Below are 21,376 nucleotides of genomic sequence, written 5' to 3'. Positions count from 1 at the left end.
AATACGGCAAATCGAACTCTGCGTGGTTCGATCGGCTGAAGCCGTGCCCGCGGAAAGCGTCCGCCTATAGCTGAAATCAACATTTCAAGGTTATATCTTTTAAAGGAGGAAGTTAAATGGATTACAAAGACACATTGCTAATGCCGAAAACGGAATTTCCAATGCGCGGCAACTTGCCAAATAAAGAACCGCAAATGCAGGAAAAGTGGGAAGAAATGGACATCTATCAAAAAGTCCAAGAACGGACTAAAGACCGTCCCTTCTTCGTACTTCACGACGGGCCACCATACGCAAACGGTGACCTTCATATGGGTCACGCCCTAAACAAAGTACTAAAAGACATGATTGTTCGCCATAAATCAATGACAGGCTTCCATGCTCCATACGTACCAGGCTGGGACACTCACGGTCTTCCAATTGAGCAAGCACTTGTGAACAAAGGTGTAAACCGTAAAGAGCACTCTGTTGCAGAATTCCGCAGAATGTGTGAAGAATATGCCTATAGTCAAATTGACAACCAACGTTCACAATTCAAACGGATCGGTGTGCGTGGTAACTGGGATAACCCATATATCACATTGAAACCAGAATTTGAATCTCGACAAATTGAAGTTTTCGGCGAAATGGCGAAAAAAGGCTATATCTACAAAGGCCTGAAGCCAGTTTACTGGTCCCCTTCAAGTGAATCAGCACTTGCTGAAGCGGAAATTGAATATCAAGATAAAAAATCACCTTCCATTTATGTCGCTTTCCCGATCAAAGACGGATTAGGTGTAGTGGAAGAAGACGTCCGTATTGTTATCTGGACGACAACTCCTTGGACGATTCCTGCAAACCTTGGAATTTCAGTCCATCCGGAATTCAATTACGCAATTGTAGAAGTGGATGGAAATAAATATCTATTGGCAAAAGATCTTGTCGAATTAGTTGCCAAAGAAATTGGCTGGGAATCATACGAAGTTGTACGCGAATTAAAAGGGGCCGACTTAGACCGGGTAATTGCTAAACATCCGTTCTACGATCGTGACTCCCTTGTAATGCTTGGTGAGCATGTAACAGCTGAGGCAGGAACAGGCTGTGTCCATACTGCACCTGGTCACGGTGAGGATGACTTCTATGTTTCGAAACAATATGGAATTGATGCATTATCCCCTGTCAATGACCGGGGTGTCATGACTGAAGAGGCACCTGGATTTGAAGGATTGTTTTATGAAGATGCAAATAAAGAGGTAACGAAGAAGTTGGATGAAGTAGGGGCACTTTTGAAACTTTCATTCATCACGCACTCCTACCCACATGATTGGCGTTCTAAGAAACCAGTCATTTACCGTGCAACGGCGCAATGGTTTGCATCTATCAATTCTTTCCGTAACGAATTGCTTGACGCAATCCGTAATACAAAATTCACTCCAACTTGGGGTGAAACACGTCTTTACAACATGGTACGTGACCGTGGAGATTGGTGTATTTCCCGTCAACGTGTATGGGGTGTTCCAATTCCGGTATTTTACGCGGAAAACGGAGAAGCCATCATTACAGATGAAACTATTTCCAATGTATCTCGCCTATTCCGTGAACATGGTTCAAACATTTGGTTTGAACGTGATGCAAAAGATCTTCTTCCTGAAGGTTTTGAACACGCAGGCAGCCCGAACGGCATCTTCACGAAAGAGACGGACATCATGGATGTTTGGTTCGATTCAGGCTCAACGCATCAAGGTGTGCTTGTAGAGAGAGACGATCTTGTCTATCCTGCAGACCTATATCTTGAAGGAAGCGACCAATACCGTGGTTGGTTCAACTCATCATTGACAACAAGTGTTGCGATCAATGGAATCTCTCCATATAAAGGCTTATTAAGCCATGGCTTCACTTTGGATGGAGAAGGGCGCAAGATGAGTAAATCACTTGGAAACGTAATCGTACCAGCAAAAGTGATGAATCAATTAGGTGCTGATATTCTTCGTCTATGGGTATCGTCTGTAGATTATACGGCAGATGTCCGTGTTTCCGATTCGAACTTTAAGCAAGTATCAGAGGTATACCGTAAAATCCGGAATACCCTCCGTTTCCTACACGGAAATGTATCCGACTTTAATCCGTCAACTGATCGTGTAGCATTTGAAGATATGCGTCCGATTGACCAATACGTCAATGTGAAGCTTCAAGATTTAATTAAGGAAGTATTGAAGTCATATGAAAACTATGAGTTTGCAGGCGTTTATCATGCTGTAAATAATTTCTGTACAGGCGACTTAAGCTCATTCTATTTGGATATCGCTAAAGATGTTGTCTATATCGAAGGTGCGGATCATCCACATCGTCGTGCGATGCAAACGGTTATGTATGATTCCCTGCTTGCACTATTGAAGCTTTTGACTCCAATCATCCCTCATACTACGGATGAAATGTGGGCATTCCTTGAGCATGTTGAAGAGGAAAGCGTCCAATTGACAGACATGCCACAAGCTGAAGAACTTGGTGAATTGGCTACTACGTTACGCGAGCGATTTGCTAAATTGATGCTTGTGCGTGATGATGTATTGAAAGCACTTGAAGAAGCTCGAAATGCTAAAGTAATTGGTAAATCCCTTGAGGCAAAAGTGACTGTCGCATTGCCGGAAAAAATGACTGGAGTATTTGCGGCGGAGGATATCGATTTCGCACAATTCTTTATCGTTTCTAACTTTGTCGAAGGCAAAGATGGGGAAATGTCTACTGATGCACTTAAGCTTGATGCTGCAACAGTTCTTGTTGAAAAAGCGGACGGTGAAAAATGTGATCGCTGCTGGACGATTTCAGAAACTGTCGGCAACGATACGGAACATCCAGAACTATGTTCCCGTTGTGCAGATGTTGTAAAGAAATACTATTCATAAGCAATTTGGTTAAGGCTGTTTGTAACAGTGGCTGAATGCCGTTGTTATAATCAGCCTTTTCTTTGTTTGTATGATATAAGTGTTTTTATGGTAAAATGAAACGGAAACTGTCGGACGGGGGTTTTGGGTATGTTCATTTATTACGGGATAGCAATTATTTTAATACTGTTAGATCAGCTGACAAAATGGCTTGTTGTACAAAATATGAATTTAGGTGAAAGAATTCCAATTATGGACCCTTACCTTGCACTCCTCTCGCACCGTAACAAAGGAGCGGCATGGGGAATGCTTGAAGGGCAAATGTGGCTATTTTACGTTGTCACAGTAATTGTTGTGGGAGGTATAATCTATTTCTTCCACAAGGAAAGCAAAGGCCAACCTTTACTTAGTACAAGCTTGATGTTTTTATTAGGAGGGGCGCTTGGTAACTTCATTGATCGATTATGGCGTAAAGAAGTTGTCGATTTCGTCGACGTAATCATCCCAATCGTCAATTATGATTTCCCGATTTTTAATGTTGCAGACGCAGCATTGACAATAGGGGTAGTACTAATGATCATTCACGTAATATTAGATGAAAAAAAGAACAAGAAAAAGGTGTCATAATGGAACCGATTGAAATTGTAGTATCAGAAGATATGGAAAAAGGACGAATCGATAAAGCATTATCGACGTACAATCCTGAATGGTCACGGACACAGATTCAGCAATGGGTTAAAGATGGTGCGATTTTAGTGAATGAAGAACAAGTGAAAGCCAATTATAAGGTGAAAACAGGAGATATTATCGTAGTTGTCGAGCCTGAGTTGGAAGAACTTGATATTGTTGCTGAGGATCTTGACTTGGAAATTGTTTATGAAGACAGCGATGTCCTTGTTGTCAATAAACCCCGTGGAATGGTCGTTCATCCAGCGCCGGGTCATAGTCGCGGAACACTTGTTAACGGGTTGATGCACCAAGTGAACGATCTATCGGGTATTAACGGTGTTATGCGTCCCGGTATCGTCCATCGAATCGATAAGGATACCTCGGGTTTGCTAATGGTCGCGAAAAATGACCAGGCACATGTATCTCTTGTAAACCAACTTGTCGATAAATCCGTTACACGTGTATATACAGCACTTGTGCATGGTCATATCCCGCATGACCAGGGAACGATTGATGCACCTATCGGAAGAGATCCGAGGGACCGTCAAAGCATGACGATTATAGATAAAGGAAAGCATGCCGTTACGCACTTCAATGTTTTAGAACGTTTCGGGGACTTCACATTAGTCGAATGTAGGTTGGAAACAGGAAGAACCCATCAGATTCGTGTGCATATGAAGTATATTGGACATCCACTTGCAGGGGATCCTAAATATGGCCCGAAGAAAACAATCGACTTCAATGGACAGGTTTTGCATGCTGGGACAATCGGCTTCAAACATCCGAAGACAGGCGAATATCTGGAGTTTACACAACCTTTGCCGGAGGACTTCAAAAACCTGATTGAAAAAATGCAAAACGAAAAACGTTGACATTGTAAATATATAAGTCTATACTAAAACTGAAATTGAATAGCGATACCTTTAAAGACAGTCCAGAGAGGCTGGGAAGGTTGCACGGAAAGTATTTATGAACAGCTGCACGCTGTTCTTGAATACGCTTATTTCTGCACGTATACCTCCTGCCATCTTGGTAGGAGTATTTTTTTACGTAAAAATAGAAAGTGCACCTCGAGTAGAAGATTAAATTATAGGAGGAATTTTCATGACGGAAAAAGCAATCATTCTTGACGAACAGGCAATATCACGAGCGGTAACAAGAATCGCCTACGAGATCATTGAAAAGAATAAAGGAATCGATGAATGTATTCTTGTCGGCATCAAAACAAGAGGTGCAGTCCTTGCAAAACGTCTTGCAGAAAGGATCAAGCAAATTGAAGGAAGACCGATTTTGACTGGTGAGTTGGATATTACGCTGTATAGGGATGATCTTCAACATAAACATGGAAACCATGAACCACTTGTCCACCAAGTCGACATTGAACACGATGTAACGGAAAAGAAAGTGATTCTTGTTGACGATGTGCTTTACACAGGAAGAACGGTGAGAGCGGCGATGGATGCTGTTATCGATTTAGGTAGACCAGCGGCAATTCAGCTTGCAGTCCTTGTTGACAGGGGACACCGCGAATTACCAATTCGACCTGATTTTGTCGGTAAAAACATTCCGACATCAAGTGAAGAACGGGTAGTCGTCAATGTCGTTGAAGAAGATGGCTCGGACGGCGTAACGATTCACGCAAAATAAAGAAAAATCCGAATAGGGACAGGTGAGAAATGATGAGTGACAACAAAGTGTTAGATGTACATGATAAACCAGATGCTGGTAAATGGCTCGCCCTTAGTTTGCAGCATATGTTTGCAATGTTTGGAGCAACAATCCTTGTTCCGCAATTAGTCGGCTTAAGCCCAGCAATTGCCTTACTCACAAGCGGACTTGCGACAATCGTCTTCGTCCTTGTCACACGGTTCAAAGTTCCGGCTTACCTGGGTTCATCTTTCGCATTCATTGCGCCGATAATAGTGGCTACAGAAAATGGTGGAATTGGAAGCGCGATGATCGGAAGCATGTTTGTCGCCCTCGTGTATGCACTCGTATCGTTATTGATCTGGACGACGGGATCTGGGTGGATCATGGAATTCCTACCACCAGTCGTAGTCGGACCGGTGATCATGGTAATCGGATTAGCTTTGGCACCGACGGCAGTCAGCATGGCAAGTACAATCCAAGTGGATGGCGAAGCGCAATACAATCTTCTGCATTTCTCGGCAGCGATTGTCACATTGGCAGCAGCGATCATCTGCCTCATGTTCTTTAGAGGAGTGGTCAGCCTCATGCCTGTCCTGATCGGAATAGTCGTCGGTTACATATACTCTGCGGCAATCGGAATATTGGACTTCACAAAAGTGCATGAAGCCGATTGGATTGCAATGCCGGAATTCCTAATTCCTGGAATAGACTATGACTTTGTTGTTACTCCAACATTGCTTGCAATCATGGTTCCAATATCAATCGTTACAATTTCGGAGCATATCGGTCACCAGCTTGTATTAGGTCGTGTTGTCAATAAAGACTTTATCAGAGACCCTGGTTTGAACAGGTCCTTACTTGGAGACGGGTTAGGAACTCTCCTAAGTGGATTCCTTGGAGGTCCACCGAAAACAACTTACGGTGAAAACATCGGAGTAATGGCAATCACTCGCGTGTATAGCATCTACGTCATTATTGGCGCGGCAGTATTCGCGATATTGTTCTCTTTCATCGGCAAGCTGATGGCAGTTATCGCAACGATTCCGACAGCAGTGCTCGGTGGGATATCGATTCTACTGTTTGGGATCATCGCTTCATCAGGATTGAGGATGCTCGTCGATCACAAAGTGGATTTTGGACAGCAACGGAATCTCGTTATCGCCTCGGTCATACTTGTCATCGGAATCGGCGGCGCGTCAATCCATTTCAGCGAAACATTCCAAGTCGGGGGAATGGCGCTTGCTGCTATCGTCGGTGTGCTACTTAACATGATATTGCCAGGCAGATCAAATGATAGTTTAGCTGATAGTCAAACAGAATAGAAAGACCTTTTAAAATTGTACTGAGAGACAAGGAAAGGTTCAGTAGACTGATAGTCATTTAATCTAAATGACGGTTGTTCAGTCATGCCCACTGGCCTTTCCATTTAACGGAAAGGCCATTTTTTTATCCAAAACGGAAGGGGATTTTCAAAATGAAAAACCTATTATCAATGAAAGATTTAACAATCGACGAAATTTCAGCTATTTTGGATCGTGCCGCAATGTTAAAAAGATATGGAATCCGCGCTTTACCTCAAAAATATATGGTTAGCAATCTATTCTTTGAACCAAGTACACGGACAAAAATGAGTTTTGAGGTGGCGGAACGGAAATTGGGTCTTGAAACGATCCCCTTTGAAGCTAATTCTTCAAGTGCAGTAAAGGGAGAAACGTTGTACGACACACTTCGCACCCTTGAAGAAATCGGATTGGATGCAGTCGTCATTAGACATCCCGAAGAAGGCTATTATGAGGATCTCGTCGGAAAAATGAATATGGCAATTATCAACGGTGGTGATGGATCAGGACAACATCCAACACAATCATTGCTTGACTTGTTCACGATAAAAGAAACGCTCGGCGGCTTTAAAGGGTTAAATGTGCTCATCGCCGGTGACATTTCCCATAGTAGAGTTGCAAAGTCGAATGCAGATGCTCTTGTAAAGCTTGGTGCAAATGTGAAATTCCTATGCCCCCCGGAGTGGGCAGGTGATTTCCCATCAGTGAGTGACTGGGATGAAGTGATCTACACAAGCGATGTTGTCATGCTTCTGAGAGTTCAGCACGAAAGACATGATGGCAAAATGAGGTTTACGAAGGAAGAATACCATGAGAAGTATGGTTTGACAGTTGAACGGGAAAGGGAAATGAAGCCCGGATCGATCATCATGCATCCTGCACCGGTTAACCGGGACGTTGAAATAGCGGGAAGTCTTGTCGAATGCAGCCGATCAATGATTTATAAGCAAGTTGAAAATGGTGTCTATATACGTGCGGCTATCTTAGAAACGATTTTACAAAAGGAGGAATTGGCATGGGAAAGATCATCAAGAGTGCATATGTTTTGAATAATGAAGGTGAAAAGGTTTTAGTTGATGTCCGAATTGAGGGGGACCGAATATCCGAAATTAGCGCCGATTTGAATGTAGGGAATTCCGAAGTGATTGAAGGCAATGGTCTGCTGCTTGCACCGGGATTCATCGACGTCCATGTCCATTTGCGCGAACCTGGCGGGGAACATAAAGAAACAATTGAAACAGGTACACTTGCGGCTGCTAAAGGCGGGTATACAACAATTTGCGCAATGCCGAATACGAGACCGGTTCCCGATACAAAAGAAAACTTATCCTTAGTCAATAAATTGATCGCAGATAAAGCACATATTCGAGTGCTGCCATACGCTTCTATAACAATTAGGGAAGCTGGAAAAGAGCGGACGAACTTGAAAGAATTGAAGGAGAACGGTGCATTCGCATTCACAGATGACGGCGTCGGCATCCAGCAAGCGGGAATGATGTTCGAAGCGATGCAAGACGCTGCGGAAATCGGTATGCCAATTGTCGCGCATTGTGAAGACAATACATTAATATACGGCGGAGCAATGCATGAAGGGAAACGGAATAAAGAGCTTGGACTTCCGGGAATCCCTTCAGTGGCAGAATCGGTTCATATCGTCCGCGATATTCTTCTTGCGGAAGCAGCTAACGCCCATTACCACGTGTGCCACGTGAGTACGAAAGAATCTGTAAGGGTCATCCGCGATGCGAAGAAAGCCGGAGTTCATGTAACGGCTGAAGTAAGTCCTCATCATCTGATTTTATCTGAAGAGGATATCCCAGGTGATGATGCTGATTGGAAGATGAACCCACCACTTCGCGGAGTAGAGGATTTGCTTGCGTTGCAAGAAGGGCTAATGGATGGAACACTTGACTTCATCGCAACAGATCATGCACCGCATACAGCGGAAGAGAAAAATGCCGGTTTTGCCAACGCGCCTTTTGGGATTACAGGATTCGAAACAGCATTCCCTCTTCTTTACACGCATTTTGTAAAAGAAGGTAAATGGACATTGAAGCAATTGATCGACTGGATGACTATCAAGCCTGCCGCTGTATTTGATCTTCCTTACGGGAAAATTGAAGTCGGTGCTCAAGCTGATCTCGTTCTCCTTGATTTGAATAAAGAACAAGTAATCGACCGGGAGACGTTTTTGTCCAAAGGGAAAAATACACCTTTTGACGGCTGGAATTGTGCTGGATGGCCTGTAACAACAATTTTCGGAGGACAAATCGTTTGGCAGGATAGTGAAGGAAGCACAGCTGATCAAACGGAAAATATATCAAAACAGCAGGTGAGAGTATGATCATCCAGGACCGAATGAAAGTGTCGGGACAACGGGAAATTGCAAAGAATATATTTGAAATGAAATTAACTGGCAAGTTGGTGGGGGAAATTAGTTCCCCCGGCCAGTTTGTCCATATACGAGTATCGGACTCATTCGAACCTCTGTTGAGAAGACCGATTTCGATCGCATCTATTGATAATGAAAGAAATGAAATGACAATCATTTATCGTGCAGAGGGTAGGGGCACGACATTGCTTTCCCTGAAAAGGGAAGGTGAGGTAGTGGATGTTCTTGGTCCATTGGGGAATGGGTTTCCAGTAGATGAAACATCCGCAGGCGAAACTGCTATTCTTGTCGGGGGGGGAATTGGTGTACCTCCTTTGTATGAGCTATCAAAACAACTAACTGCTAAAGGTGTTAAGTGCATTCATATATTAGGATTTCAAACTGAGTCTCTCTCTTTTTACGAGGAAGAATTCAGCGTTTTGGGAGATACATATATAGCTACAGTAGATGGCACGAAAGGAACTGCGGGCTTTGTCACAGATGTGATGGCGGAAATTGGCGATGGATTTGCGACTTACTATAGTTGTGGTCCGATCCCGATGCTCAACGCCGTGCAAACAGCATACGCCGAAAAGAAGGGTTTCCTTTCATTCGAACAACGGATGGGTTGCGGCATTGGGGCTTGCTTCGCATGTGTTTGTAAGACGACTGAGAAAAACGAAAAACCATACGTTAAAGTATGTTCGGATGGACCAGTATTTCCAGCAGGGGTGGTGTCGATATGAACAGATTATCAATGGAATTGCCAGGATTACAATTGAAAAATCCAATTATGCCGGCATCGGGCTGTTTCGGATTTGGTAAAGAATACGGGGCACTTTATGATTTATCAAAATTAGGTGCGATTATGATCAAGGCAACGACTCTTGAAACGCGTTTCGGCAACCCGACTCCGCGTGTTGCAGAAACGGCTTCCGGAATGCTGAATGCAATCGGTCTACAAAATCCTGGTTTGCAAAGTGTTATGGAAAATGAATTGCCTTGGCTTGAGCAATTTGATGTTCCGATCATTGCAAACGTTGCTGGGACGGAAACAGCTGATTATGTAGAAGTGGCGAAAACAATCTCAACGGCTCCTAATGTAAAAGCACTTGAGTTGAACATATCTTGTCCGAATGTGAAATGCGGAGGGATCACTTTTGGTACAGACCCACAGCAAGCGCATGATTTGACAGCCGCTGTAAAAGAAGTGTCTGAAGTTCCTGTGTATGTAAAGCTTTCACCGAATGTGACTGATATTAAAGAAATCGCGAAAGCAGTCGAAGCGGCTGGAGCAGATGGTATTACGATGATTAACACACTTGTCGGCATGAGGCTCGACCAAAAGACAGGACGTCCGATCATCGCGAATATTACAGGCGGTTTATCGGGACCTGCTGTTAAACCGGTCGCAATTAAAATGGTATACGAAGTGAGTCAAGTCGTTACGATTCCGATCATCGGAATGGGCGGAGTGTCTGAAACAGCAGATGTCATCGACTTCCTATCCGCAGGTGCAAGTGCTGTTGCTGTAGGTACGGCAAATTTCGTCGATCCTTTCATATGCCCGAAAATCATTGAAGAACTTCCAGTGAAATTGGATGAATTAGGCGTTGATCATATTTCAGAGCTTGTAGGAAGGAGCCATCGATTATGAAAACCTCACCAATTATTGCGTTAGATTTTGAATCTGCACAAACTACGTTTGAATTTCTTAGCGCTTTCAATGGAGACGTCAATGTCAAAGTGGGCATGCAACTTTATTATAAAGAAGGCCCTGCAATTATTGAGAAACTAAAAGAACGTGGGTTTGATATCTTCTTAGACTTGAAACTTCATGACATTCCGAACACAGTGAAGTCTGCGATGGAAGTGTTGGCAGGCTTAGGAGTCGGCTTAGTCAATGTCCATGCTGCGGGCGGGAGGACAATGATGGAAGCAGCACTTGAAGGACTTGATAAAGGGACGCCGTCAGGTATGAAACGACCTTCCATCATTGGTGTGACTCAACTCACTTCGACAGATGAACGCCAGGTGCAAGAGGAACAACTTATCCATGCATCCCTTGATGAATCTGTCCTTCATTATGCAAAGCTTGCGAGTGTTGCTGGACTCGATGGCGTCGTATGTTCAGTTCATGAAGCCTCGATCATTTCGGAAGTCTGCGGACCAGAATTCCTAAAGGTCACTCCTGGAATCCGTTTACCCGGGGGCGGGGTGCATGATCAGAAAAGGGTTGCTACACCAGTAGAAGCGAAAAAACAAGGATCGACACATATCGTAGTCGGAAGAGCGATTACTGGCGCATCAGATCCTTTGGCTGCCTACGAGGAAATTAGTACATTATGGAAAGGGATGGAGTCAATTGGGTAAAAAAGAAATCGCAGAAATCTTATTGAATGTCGGAGCTGTGGAATTGAGTCCGGAAGACCCGTTCACATGGGCATCAGGTATACAGTCCCCGATTTATTGTGATAACCGTTTGACAATGTCAGATCCAGTAGGCCGCAAGCAAATCGCTGAAGGGCTTGCTGGGTTAATCAAAGAACATTATCCAGAGACTACACTTATCGCTGGAACGGCAACAGCGGGAATTCCGCACGCTGCTTGGGTGGCGGACATTTTAGACTTGCCAATGGTGTATATCCGTTCTAAGGCAAAAGGCCATGGACGTAGCCGTCAAATTGAAGGTAAAGTGAAGCCGGAAGATAAAGCAATCATCATCGAAGACTTAATTTCAACAGGCGGAAGCAGTTTGAATGCAGTAGAAGCTCTTCGCTCAGAGGATGTTGAGGTTACGGGCGTTGTCTCAATCTTTACATACGAACTCGAAAGTGCAGATCAGGCATTTGAAGAGGCGGGGCTATCTTACCAAAGTCTAACGAATTTCGGTGCTTTAACAGAAGCCGCGAAAGATGCTGGATCGATTAATGAAGCATCCATTAGCGATTTGCTCGAATGGCATGGAAAATTAAAAACCGGATCACTGTAATAAAAAGGATTGCCGTCATATACAATACGGCAGTCCTTTATTTCATTTCTTCAATTTCCTTACAACATCCTCATCTGGAGTAACATACAAAGTCTTCTGCTCAAAATATATAACAAATCCAGGTTTTGCGCCATTCGGCTTTTTCACGTGCTTGATTTCAGTGAAATCAACCGGAACGGAAGATGAGCCTCTTGCTTTACTAAAGTAAGCTGAAAGAGTCGCTGCTTCTTGAATCGTTTCCTCATCAGGATTGGCCGCATGTATTACGACATGTGATCCAGGAATATCTTTCGTATGTAGCCATACATGGTCCCTCGCTGCAATCTTGAACGTCAAATAATCATTTTGCTTATTGTTTTTACCAACAGAAATCGGAATGCCTGACGAAGAGACATAGGCTTCAGGAGAAGGTTTTTTCGGCTTTTGCTTCTTCTTGCTTTTCCTTGCCCTCATTAAACCCGCTTCCGCCAACTCCTCCCGAATTTCATCGATATCTTCCGGAGAGGCTTGCATGACTTGCTGCTTAATCATTTCAAAATACTCGATGTCTTCCCGTGCTTTCGCCAATTGGTCAGCAATCATGATCAAAGCATTTTTTGCTTTCGTATAACGGGAATAAAAGCGCTGTGCATTCTCGATAGGGGTCTTTCTGGCGTCAAGGGGAATGGTAACAGTTGTTCCTTCCTCGTAATAATTGTCGACAGTAGCCTCAGTATCTCCTTTTTGAATGGCATAGCTATTCGCGGTCAGTAATTCACCATACAATTGGAATGTATCCAGTTTCTCTGCCGCCTTCTGTTCCTTACCCAATTTTTCTTTCTTTAATTTCAACTTAGCGGTTTCATTATCAAGCCAACGTTCCAAATCAGCAGCTTGTGATTTCACACGTTCCCGTTCAGCTCTTGCAAAATAAACCTTATCAAGCAATTCACCAAGAGTCTCAAACGTTGCAACGATTTTGTCGGCATACGTCAATGTTGTCGCGGAAAAAATAGATTTCGTACCAACCTCTGCAATCGTTGGCAATTGGCCAACACCTTTGAACGAAGAAAGGAAAGTCTTATAGATAGGATAGGCTTCTTCCTCCCGTATCCCTTTCAAACGGTGCAAAAGCTCCTCACCATGGATAGGGGAGAAACCCGAAAGTTTCCCAACAATCTGTTTGGCATTCTCCCATTCTGGTAATAATGAAAGAAACTCCTTCTCGTCCAACTCAAATGGATCCAATTTCTCTTGTGGCGGTGCTGGTACATAAGGCTGTCCAGGCAAAACCGTTCTGTAACTGTTTACGGAAGGCGGAAGATGTTTCATACTATCAATGATCATATTTCGTTCCGGGTCGATCAATAATAAATTACTATGCCTTCCCATAACTTCGACAATCAATTCACGGTGGATCTCATCCCCGATTTCATTTTTTGCTCTTATATCAAAAGATATGATACGATCATTGCCTGACTGCCTGATCGATTGAATCATACCGCCTTCAAGATGCTTCCTCAACACCATGCAAAACATAGGAGGTTCCGCGGGATTTGCAATCGTTTCATCAGTCAACTGAACCCGAGAGTACGATGGATGGGCAGAAATGAGAAGTTTGTAATTGCTTCTTCCAGCCCGCACCATCAAAACAACTTCCTGCGCATTTGGCTGATGTATTTTCGATATACGGCCATCTTTAATTTGTTGCAGCTCCTTAACAATCGCTGCAGTGAATAATCCATCAAATGCCATGATAATTCCTCTTTCAAACGTTTTGTTCCATTTTAGCACTCTACGGTCAACTTATGTTATAATATGATGAGATTCTTTTACCGTTTAACCAAAATTTCTATATAGTAAGTACTAAGGATTAATACGCTCTATATTGAGAAGTATTAGTTGCTTGGAGCAGAGGGCGGCGACTCCTGGGGGAAGCCCTGCCTTAATTTCTGCAAAAGGCGCAGAAATACGGCAAATCGAACTCTTCGTAGTTCGATTGGAAACCGTCCTCCTGGAACGCAAAGCAACGGTCCATGTATAGATTTGATTCTTTTATCGCTACTATATAATACATAAGAAGAGGGATGGCATGTACAAAAAACGTGGCTTATTAATCGTCCTGTCCGGTCCATCCGGTGTAGGAAAAGGAACCGTCAGAAAAGAACTATTTCAACAACCTGACACAAACTACGAATACTCAATATCAATGACAACAAGAAGCCCGCGGGAAGGCGAACAAGACGGCGTCGATTACTTCTTCAAATCCCGCAGCGAATTCGAAACACTTATTAACGAAGGCAAACTTCTCGAGTATGCCGAATACGTAGGCAACTACTATGGCACACCGCTCGACTACGTCAACGAAACTCTCGACGCAGGAAGAGATGTATTTCTTGAAATAGAAGTTGTCGGTGCCGCACAAGTCAGGGAAAAGGTTCCCGATGGACTCTTCATCTTCCTTGCCCCGCCAAGCCTCTCCGAATTAGAGGATCGATTGGTAGGAAGAGGCACAGAAGAAGCCGATGTTATCGCGAGTCGAGTGTTAAAAGCACGCGATGAGTTAGAAATGATGAATTTATACGATTATGTTGTTGAAAATGACGAAGTATCGAAAGCTTGTGATCGCATCAATTCAATCGTTACAGCTGAACATTGTCGTCGTGAGCGCGTCGAAAAACGTTATTTACTTATGTTGGAAGGGGAATAATACATGTTATATCCATCAGTCGATTCATTAAAAGGCAAAATTGATTCGAAATACACGTTAGTTACACTTGCTGCAAAAAGAGCTCGTGAAATGCAGGAAAGTAAAAATGAACTGCTTCGCACCTATACCTCTCATAAGAATGTAGGGAAAGCCTTGGAAGAAGTGGCAGCTGGTGCACTATCAAAACAAGTGCAAGACGCTTCCATTGTCTATGAAGACGAAATCTGATTGTCTTTGCTTCCGTGAAGAATTTAATAAGCTCTTATAACTCCCTTGGAAACAAACTTTCTTAGGGAGTTTGTCATTTTAACTGAAAAAGGGTGAGACGTTTGTTGAATAAAAAAATTCTTGTATGTGTCACTGGTGGAATTGCTGTCTATAAGACAGTGGCGTTAGTAAGTAAACTATCCCAGGCAGGAGCGGAAATAAAAGTGATTATGACCGCTTCAGCTATGGAATTTGTACAACCGCTTACATTCCAAGTAATGTCGCGGAATGATGTCTATTACGATACGTTTGACGAAAAAGACTCCCGTGTCATCGCTCATATTGACCTTGCGGATTGGGCGGATCTAATTATAGTCGCGCCTGCCACTGCTAATACGATAGGAAAGATTGCTAACGGCATTGCGGATGATATGGTTACCTCAACATTACTTGCAACAACATCTGAAGTCTGGATCGCCCCGGCAATGAATGTACATATGTACGAAAATAAAGCGGTTATCCGCAACATTCAACAACTTCATGAGGATGGTTTCCGTTTCATTGAACCGTCAGTAGGTTTTCTTGCATGTGGCTATGTAGGGAAAGGTAGACTTGAAGAACCTGAAAAAATAGTTGAACTTGTGAAACAGAGATTTTTGAAATCGACTAAGGAATTGCCGCTGTTAGGCAAAAAAGTTGTCGTTACTGCGGGTCCTACAAGAGAGCGAATCGACCCAGTACGGTATATTTCCAATTTTTCGAGCGGGAAAATGGGGTATGCGATGGCTGAAGCAGCTGTATCGTTAGGTGCTGATACGGTCTTAATTTCAGGACCTGTTGATTTGCCGAAACCGGCGGGCGTCGAATTTATACAAGTCGAGAGCGCGGCCGAGATGCTTGAGGCAGTACTTGAGAATTTCGACAATGCATCGATGGTTATAAAATCAGCTGCTGTCGCGGATTATCGCCCGAAAGAACAACATACACAAAAGATGAAGAAAAAAGACGGAGATTCATCCATTGAACTGGAACGTACAACAGATATTCTTAGAACACTCGGTGAACAGAAGAAAGACCAAATCCTTGTCGGTTTTGCAGCAGAAACAAATGATGCGATTTCATACGGCATGTCTAAGCTGACGAATAAGAACTTGGATTACATCATTGTCAACGATGTAACGGATCCTAATGGTGGGTTCGGAAATGACACGAATGTCGTCACACTATTGACAGGTATGGGAAATCAATATCCATTCGAAGCTATGGAAAAGAAACAACTTGCAAAAGTGCTGCTTGAAACGATTGTGGCAGACGAAAGGCCGATTTCAGATGATCGTTGAAATCATTGTAGATGTTTCGGCCTATCCGATTGACCGGCCTTTCGATTACAGAGTCCCGAAACACCTTGAATCGGTTATGGAAATCGGATCACGTGTCAAAGTCCCATTTGGACCGAGGAAAGTGCTTGGGTACGTCACAGGATTGAAAGCGGAAAGTGAAGTTGATGAGGAAAAATTAAAGCCAATTGATGAATTAATTGATTTAGAGCCTATCTTGTCTACGGAACTTTTATCGCTTTCAAAAAAGATGGCAAGGGAAACACTTTCATATGAAATTGATGCGTTACAAGTCATGTTACCAGCTGCTATGCGTGCAAAGTATGAGAAGTTCATTAATATAGAGCGACCTGATGAGATTGAAGATCCAAGCCTATCCGATTTCTTGAAGGGGAGGACAAGGATTCCTTTAAAGCAACTTCATGATTCTCATTTGCTAAAAGTTGTTAAGGACTATTCAACAAAAGGCATAGTCTCTGTTGATACCGTAGTTAGCCAACAGACCAAAATGAAAAAGGTACGGACAATCCAAATTGCTGATTCTTTAACCTTAAGCGATTTATTGAAGTCAGTTCATCCTAATGCAAAGAAACAGACGGAATTGATCAGTTGGATGTTAGGCCACGCTGGGGAAACAATGGAAGTTTCTAAGCTTCTGAAGGAATCAGGTATTCAGAACTCCGTCTTGAAAGCGATCGTTGAAAAAGGTGGAGGAATTGAAGGGGTTGCGGAAGTTTATCGTGAACCTGAGGCTCCGAACTTAAAAGATACACCAATTCCAATTCGGCTTACAGATGAACAACAAGTGGCGTTACAAGCTGTTAATATAGCAACGGATCAGAAGAAAGCGGAAACTTTTCTTTTGCATGGGGTAACGGGTAGTGGGAAAACGGAAGTATACCTACAGGCTATCAAGCATGTATTAGAAAAAGGGAAGGAAGCAATTGTCCTCGTCCCTGAGATTTCTTTGACTCCGCAAATGACGGCCCGTTTCCAGGAAAGATTCGGTAGTCTTGTCGCTGTCATGCATAGCGGTTTATCAGCTGGTGAAAAATACGATGAATGGCGTAAAATACATCGGCGCGAAGTGAAGGTTGTCGTTGGTGCGCGGTCGGCCATCTTTGCTCCCTTTGAAAATATTGGGATTATTATTCTCGACGAAGAACATGAATCTACGTACAAACAGGAGGACAACCCCCGCTATCATGCGAGGGATGTTGCGATTTGGCGCTCAGAATTTTACAGATGCCCGGTTATCCTTGGAAGTGCAACCCCTTCGCTGGAATCTTTTGCGAGAGCGAAAAAAGGAGTCTATACACTACTTGAGTTATCGAAAAGAGCGAAGAACCAATCATTACCATCAGTAACGGTTGTCGATATGCGGGACGAATTGAAAGAAGGAAATCGTTCGATGTTTTCAGTGAGTCTTGCGGATGCTATTCATCAGCGGCTTGAAAGGAAGGAACAGATTGTCCTATTCCTCAATAAAAGGGGATTTTCTTCCTTTGTATTATGCAGAGATTGTGGCACAGTCGTCCAATGTCCGAATTGTGATATTTCATTAACGTATCATCGGGCAAATGAAAGATTGAAATGTCATTATTGTGGCCATGAGGAAGGTGTGCCACTCGTTTGTCCAGAATGCGAGAGTGAGCATATCCGGTTCTTCGGGACAGGTACACAGAAAGCCGAAGAAGAAATTTATAAGCTATTCCCTGAAGCGAGGGTGCTTCGGATGGATGTAGATACAACTCGACAGAAGGGCTCACATGAACGTCTTCTTCGCAAATTTAGCGAGGGGAAGGCCGATATACTGTTAGGAACCCAAATGATTGCAAAAGGACTGGATTTTCCTAATATTACATTGGTTGGTGTACTTGCTGCGGATACTACATTACATTTGGCCGACTTCCGGGCAGCAGAAAAAACATTTCAATTGATGACTCAAGTTAGTGGACGTGCGGGACGTCATGAGTTAGCTGGGGAAGTATTCATTCAGACGTATTCTCCAGAACATTACGCGATAGAGCTTGCAAAGACGCAACACTTCGAGACGTTTTACAATTTGGAAATGTCGGCGAGGAAACAATATGGGTATCCTCCTTTCTTTTATATAACACTTATCCAATTTTCCCATGAAGATTTATTGAAAGTGGCGGATTTTGCTGAAAAAGGTACAAGGTATATGAAAAATTCTCTCTCACCTGAAACGGTCATTATCGGTCCAGCCGCCGCTGCTATCAGTCGCGTGAACAATAGATATCGGTACCAATGTTTGATAAAATACAAAATAGAGCCAAAGCTGATTGAAACACTACAGCAATTGATAAAAATGTATCGGACAAACTGGATGAAGGAAGGGTTGCTCATGACAGTTGACATGGACCCGACCTCAATTAATTAACATAGCCCGATATATATCTACATCTAGAAAAGAGGAATAGACTTGGCGATACTTGAAATTGTGAAAAGTCCTTCACCGTTGCTTACACAACGCTGCAAGGAAGTGGACAAGTTTGATGAAAAGCTTGCAAAATTATTAGATGATATGTACGAAACGATGGTGGCTGCAGACGGAGTTGGAATTGCAGCTCCGCAAGTGGGTGAACTTGTCCGGGTTGCCATTGTCGATTTAGGTGAAGGGAACGAAGTCATTGAAATGATCAATCCCGTTGTCACCGCAATTGGTGGTTCCGAAGTGGATGTAGAAGGATGCCTAAGTTTTCCCGGCCTTTATGGAGAAGTCGAACGTCCTTTCTTCGTTCGAGTGGAAGCGCAGGAACGTGATGGTTCTTTGTATGAACTTGAGGCTGAAGATTATGAAGCAAGGGCGATTTTACATGAAATCGATCATCTGGACGGAATTCTTTTCGACTCGAAAATCAAACGAATTGTAGATCCGAGTGAATTTGAAGAGGTTGAAGGAGAGGAAGAAGAGGAATGACGAAAATCGTTTTCATGGGGACACCCGACTTTTCAGTACCTGTTTTAACGATGCTACATAACGAGGGATTCGAAATTGCGGCTGTTGTTACACAACCCGATCGGCCTGTCGGTAGAAAGCGGGTTCTTACACCACCTCCCGTTAAGGTGGAAGCGAACCGACTTGGTTTGACAGTTTTGCAGCCCGAAAAACTGAGAAATTCCGATGAATTAACGGAACTTAAAAATATGAATCCTGATTTAATCGTAACTGCAGCATATGGGCAAATCCTACCGAAGGATTTGCTTGATGTACCGAGGTTAGGCTGCATCAATGTCCATGCCTCGCTTTTACCGAAATATCGAGGAGGGGCACCAATCCACCAAGCTGTTATGGATGGCGAAGCGGAAACAGGTGTCACGATAATGTATATGGTTGAAAAATTGGATGCCGGGGATATTATTTCACAAGTACGCATTCCGATTTTAGAAGAAGATAATACAGGAATATTGTTTGAAAAGTTATCCACTGCTGGTACGCAATTATTAAAAGAAACATTGCCATCAATTGTGGCTGGGACGAATGATCGAATTCCCCAAGATGAAAAATACGTAACGTTTGCTGGAAACATTACTCGAGAACAGGAGCGTATTGATTGGTCACGTGGAGGCAATGAGATCTTCAATAAAGTGCGTGGGTTATATCCTTGGCCAGGAGCATATTCTGTTTTCCAAGATGGTAACGTAAAAGTATGGAAAGCGAAAAAAAGTGAAATCGACACGGATGCCTCACCGGGTACAATTATTAAACGATTAAAGGACAGTCTTGTTGTAAAAACAGGCGACGGTACTTCCATCGCAATAACAGAATTGCAACCGGCAGGAAAGAAACGAATGGCCGCTGAGGAGTTTATGAACGGGGCAGGAGCCAATTGGAATGAAGGAGATCATTTCGAATGATTAACAAAACCAAAAAGAAGATTTGGAACGGAAATGTTCGAGATGCAGCACTTTCGATATTAATGGAGATAAATGATAATCAGGCCTATAGCAACCTTCTTTTAAACAGAACAATTAAAAAATACGCCATCGATCCAAAAGACCGCGGCTTATTGACGGAGTTAACCTACGGAACTTTACAGCATCGAATGACTCTGGATTTTTATTTAGAGCCATTTGTAAAAGGGAAACTTGATGCATGGGTTAGGGAGTTATTACGATTATCGATTTACCAAATTGTCTACTTAACAAAAATCCCGCCACATGCAGTAGTCCATGAAGCTGTGGAAATCGCGAAAAGACGTGGTCATAAAGGCATATCGTCAACTGTGAATGGTATCTTGCGTTCCGTTTTACGAAAAGGTGTCCGTTCGATCGAAGACATCAAAGATGATATTGAACGAATTTCCATTGAAACGAGTCACCCTATATGGTTGATCAAACGTTGGGTTGAACAATTTGGCAAAGAAGAAGCATTGGCGATGGCCCATGAAAATAACCATCCTGCCCGTATGACAGCTCGTGTCAATTTATTGAAAACGACGGTTGACGATGTTGTAAAGGAATTGGCCAAAGAAGGCATTGATGCAACAAGGGGAGAAGTCGTGCCGGAAAGTATCCAAACGGCAAGCGGAAGTTTGGCGAATACAGCAGCTTTTGCGAACGGTCTACTAACAATCCAGGATGAGAGTTCCATGTTACCTGTTATTGCTCTTGATGTGAAACCGGATATGAAAGTATTGGACATGTGTGCCGCTCCAGGCGGAAAAACAACATTCATCGCGGAGAAAATGAATAACCAGGGAGAAGTTTATGCACATGACTTACATGAACATAAATTGAAATTGATCGAATCCAATGCCAATCGACTTGGAATCGAGTCGATCAGACTGAGCAGTGGAGATAGTCGACAATTAGGTACCATTTATGAACCTTCTTCTTTCGATAGAATTTTGGTCGATGCGCCATGTAGTGGTCTCGGGGTCATTCGCCGCAAGCCAGAGATAAAATATAATAAGACAGAGCAGGACTTGGAAAACCTAACAAAAATCCAGGAAGAATTACTGGATACAGCCTATGGTTTAGTAAAAGAAGATGGCATTATAGTCTATAGCACTTGTACAGTTGAATATAGTGAGAATGCCGGGGTAGTCCATAATTTCCTTGAAAAACATACAGATATGACAACTGTTCCGCTTGATTCGTTCGTAAATAATGAATCATTGGCAATTAAAGATAATATGTTGCAAGTATTACCTCAACATTTTGGAAGTGACGGTTTTTTTGTTACCGCATTTCGTAAGAAGTAATTGCTGCGCGTTTAAAGATTAAGGGGGGACAA

At 43.1% G+C, this 21,376-nt stretch carries 19 protein-coding genes; 18 read left to right on the top strand and 1 reads right to left on the bottom strand.

Annotation, left to right across the window (positions count from 1 at the left end):
• Positions 1–116: 116 nt before the first annotated feature.
• The 11 genes from ileS (at position 117) to pyrE (ending at position 11,880) form a co-directional block, all read left to right on the top strand.
• Positions 117–2,879, top strand: a complete 2,763-nt coding sequence (gene ileS / locus ACFPZG_RS10110; protein WP_317940133.1) for an isoleucine--tRNA ligase — start codon at positions 117–119, stop codon at positions 2,877–2,879.
• Between the two features lie 129 nt (positions 2,880–3,008).
• Positions 3,009–3,485 carry a signal peptidase II gene (gene lspA, locus ACFPZG_RS10105; protein WP_283731670.1) on the top strand — a complete coding sequence of 159 codons (477 nt, stop codon included), beginning with the start codon at positions 3,009–3,011 and terminating at the stop codon, positions 3,483–3,485.
• Entirely contained in the window at positions 3,485–4,399 is a 915-nt protein-coding gene (locus ACFPZG_RS10100) for an RluA family pseudouridine synthase (protein ID WP_283731671.1), read from the top strand. The genes lspA and ACFPZG_RS10100 overlap by 1 nt, the downstream gene beginning before the upstream one ends.
• Positions 4,400–4,631: 232 nt before the next feature.
• Positions 4,632–5,174, top strand: a complete 543-nt coding sequence (gene pyrR / locus ACFPZG_RS10095; protein WP_283731672.1) for a bifunctional pyr operon transcriptional regulator/uracil phosphoribosyltransferase PyrR — start codon at positions 4,632–4,634, stop codon at positions 5,172–5,174.
• Between the two features lie 29 nt (positions 5,175–5,203).
• Positions 5,204–6,499, top strand: a complete 1,296-nt coding sequence (locus ACFPZG_RS10090; protein WP_381426989.1) for a uracil-xanthine permease family protein — start codon at positions 5,204–5,206, stop codon at positions 6,497–6,499.
• A 152-nt stretch (positions 6,500–6,651) separates the two neighbouring features.
• Positions 6,652–7,566 carry an aspartate carbamoyltransferase catalytic subunit gene (locus tag ACFPZG_RS10085; protein ID WP_317940131.1) on the top strand — a complete coding sequence of 305 codons (915 nt, stop codon included), beginning with the start codon at positions 6,652–6,654 and terminating at the stop codon, positions 7,564–7,566.
• The gene (locus ACFPZG_RS10080; RefSeq protein ID WP_317940130.1) at positions 7,533–8,861 is read left to right on the top strand and encodes a dihydroorotase; all 1,329 of its coding nucleotides are present in this window, start codon (positions 7,533–7,535) and stop codon (positions 8,859–8,861) included. Before ACFPZG_RS10085 ends, ACFPZG_RS10080 begins: the two co-directional genes overlap by 34 nt.
• Complete coding sequence (locus ACFPZG_RS10075) at positions 8,858–9,634, top strand: dihydroorotate dehydrogenase electron transfer subunit (protein WP_317940129.1); 777 nt, start codon at positions 8,858–8,860, stop codon at positions 9,632–9,634. The genes ACFPZG_RS10080 and ACFPZG_RS10075 overlap by 4 nt, the downstream gene beginning before the upstream one ends.
• Complete coding sequence (locus ACFPZG_RS10070; RefSeq protein WP_283731674.1) at positions 9,631–10,545, top strand: dihydroorotate dehydrogenase; 915 nt, start codon at positions 9,631–9,633, stop codon at positions 10,543–10,545. Before ACFPZG_RS10075 ends, ACFPZG_RS10070 begins: the two co-directional genes overlap by 4 nt.
• A complete protein-coding gene (pyrF, locus tag ACFPZG_RS10065) occupies positions 10,542–11,261 on the top strand; it encodes an orotidine-5'-phosphate decarboxylase (RefSeq protein WP_317940128.1) in 720 nt (239 codons plus the stop codon). The genes ACFPZG_RS10070 and pyrF overlap by 4 nt, the downstream gene beginning before the upstream one ends.
• Positions 11,254–11,880, top strand: coding sequence for an orotate phosphoribosyltransferase (pyrE, locus tag ACFPZG_RS10060; RefSeq protein WP_283731675.1), 627 nt, complete (start codon positions 11,254–11,256; stop codon positions 11,878–11,880). Before pyrF ends, pyrE begins: the two co-directional genes overlap by 8 nt.
• A 42-nt stretch (positions 11,881–11,922) precedes the next feature.
• On the opposite strand, the gene ACFPZG_RS10055 is transcribed toward pyrE, so the two are convergent.
• Entirely contained in the window at positions 11,923–13,614 is a 1,692-nt protein-coding gene (locus ACFPZG_RS10055) for an Rqc2 family fibronectin-binding protein (protein ID WP_317940127.1), read from the bottom strand.
• Between the two features lie 337 nt (positions 13,615–13,951).
• On the opposite strand from ACFPZG_RS10055, the gene gmk reads away from it, so the two are divergent.
• The 7 genes from gmk (at position 13,952) to rsmB (ending at position 21,344) form a co-directional block, all read left to right on the top strand.
• Positions 13,952–14,569, top strand: coding sequence for a guanylate kinase (gene gmk, locus ACFPZG_RS10050; RefSeq protein WP_283731676.1), 618 nt, complete (start codon positions 13,952–13,954; stop codon positions 14,567–14,569).
• Positions 14,570–14,572: 3 nt separating this feature from the next.
• Positions 14,573–14,797: a DNA-directed RNA polymerase subunit omega gene (gene rpoZ / locus ACFPZG_RS10045; RefSeq protein ID WP_283731677.1), complete on the top strand. Its 225-nt coding sequence runs from the start codon at positions 14,573–14,575 to the stop codon at positions 14,795–14,797.
• Between the two features lie 101 nt (positions 14,798–14,898).
• Positions 14,899–16,116, top strand: coding sequence for a bifunctional phosphopantothenoylcysteine decarboxylase/phosphopantothenate--cysteine ligase CoaBC (gene coaBC / locus ACFPZG_RS10040; RefSeq protein ID WP_283731678.1), 1,218 nt, complete (start codon positions 14,899–14,901; stop codon positions 16,114–16,116).
• Positions 16,106–18,517 carry a primosomal protein N' gene (gene priA, locus ACFPZG_RS10035; RefSeq protein WP_317940126.1) on the top strand — a complete coding sequence of 804 codons (2,412 nt, stop codon included), beginning with the start codon at positions 16,106–16,108 and terminating at the stop codon, positions 18,515–18,517. The genes coaBC and priA overlap by 11 nt, the downstream gene beginning before the upstream one ends.
• Before the next feature lie 42 nt (positions 18,518–18,559).
• Entirely contained in the window at positions 18,560–19,057 is a 498-nt protein-coding gene (def, locus tag ACFPZG_RS10030; protein WP_283731679.1) for a peptide deformylase, read from the top strand.
• Complete coding sequence (gene fmt / locus ACFPZG_RS10025) at positions 19,054–19,995, top strand: methionyl-tRNA formyltransferase (protein ID WP_317940125.1); 942 nt, start codon at positions 19,054–19,056, stop codon at positions 19,993–19,995. Before def ends, fmt begins: the two co-directional genes overlap by 4 nt.
• A complete protein-coding gene (gene rsmB, locus ACFPZG_RS10020; RefSeq protein ID WP_381427202.1) occupies positions 19,995–21,344 on the top strand; it encodes a 16S rRNA (cytosine(967)-C(5))-methyltransferase RsmB in 1,350 nt (449 codons plus the stop codon). The genes fmt and rsmB overlap by 1 nt, the downstream gene beginning before the upstream one ends.
• The last annotated feature ends 32 nt before the right edge of the window (positions 21,345–21,376 follow it).

It is taken from the genome of Sporosarcina thermotolerans (genome assembly GCF_042658975.1).
Taxonomy (GTDB): Bacteria; Bacillota; Bacilli; order Bacillales_A; family Planococcaceae; genus Sporosarcina; species Sporosarcina thermotolerans.
Note: the sequence above shows the minus strand (reverse complement) of the source record. Positions and strands in the feature narration are given on the sequence as shown.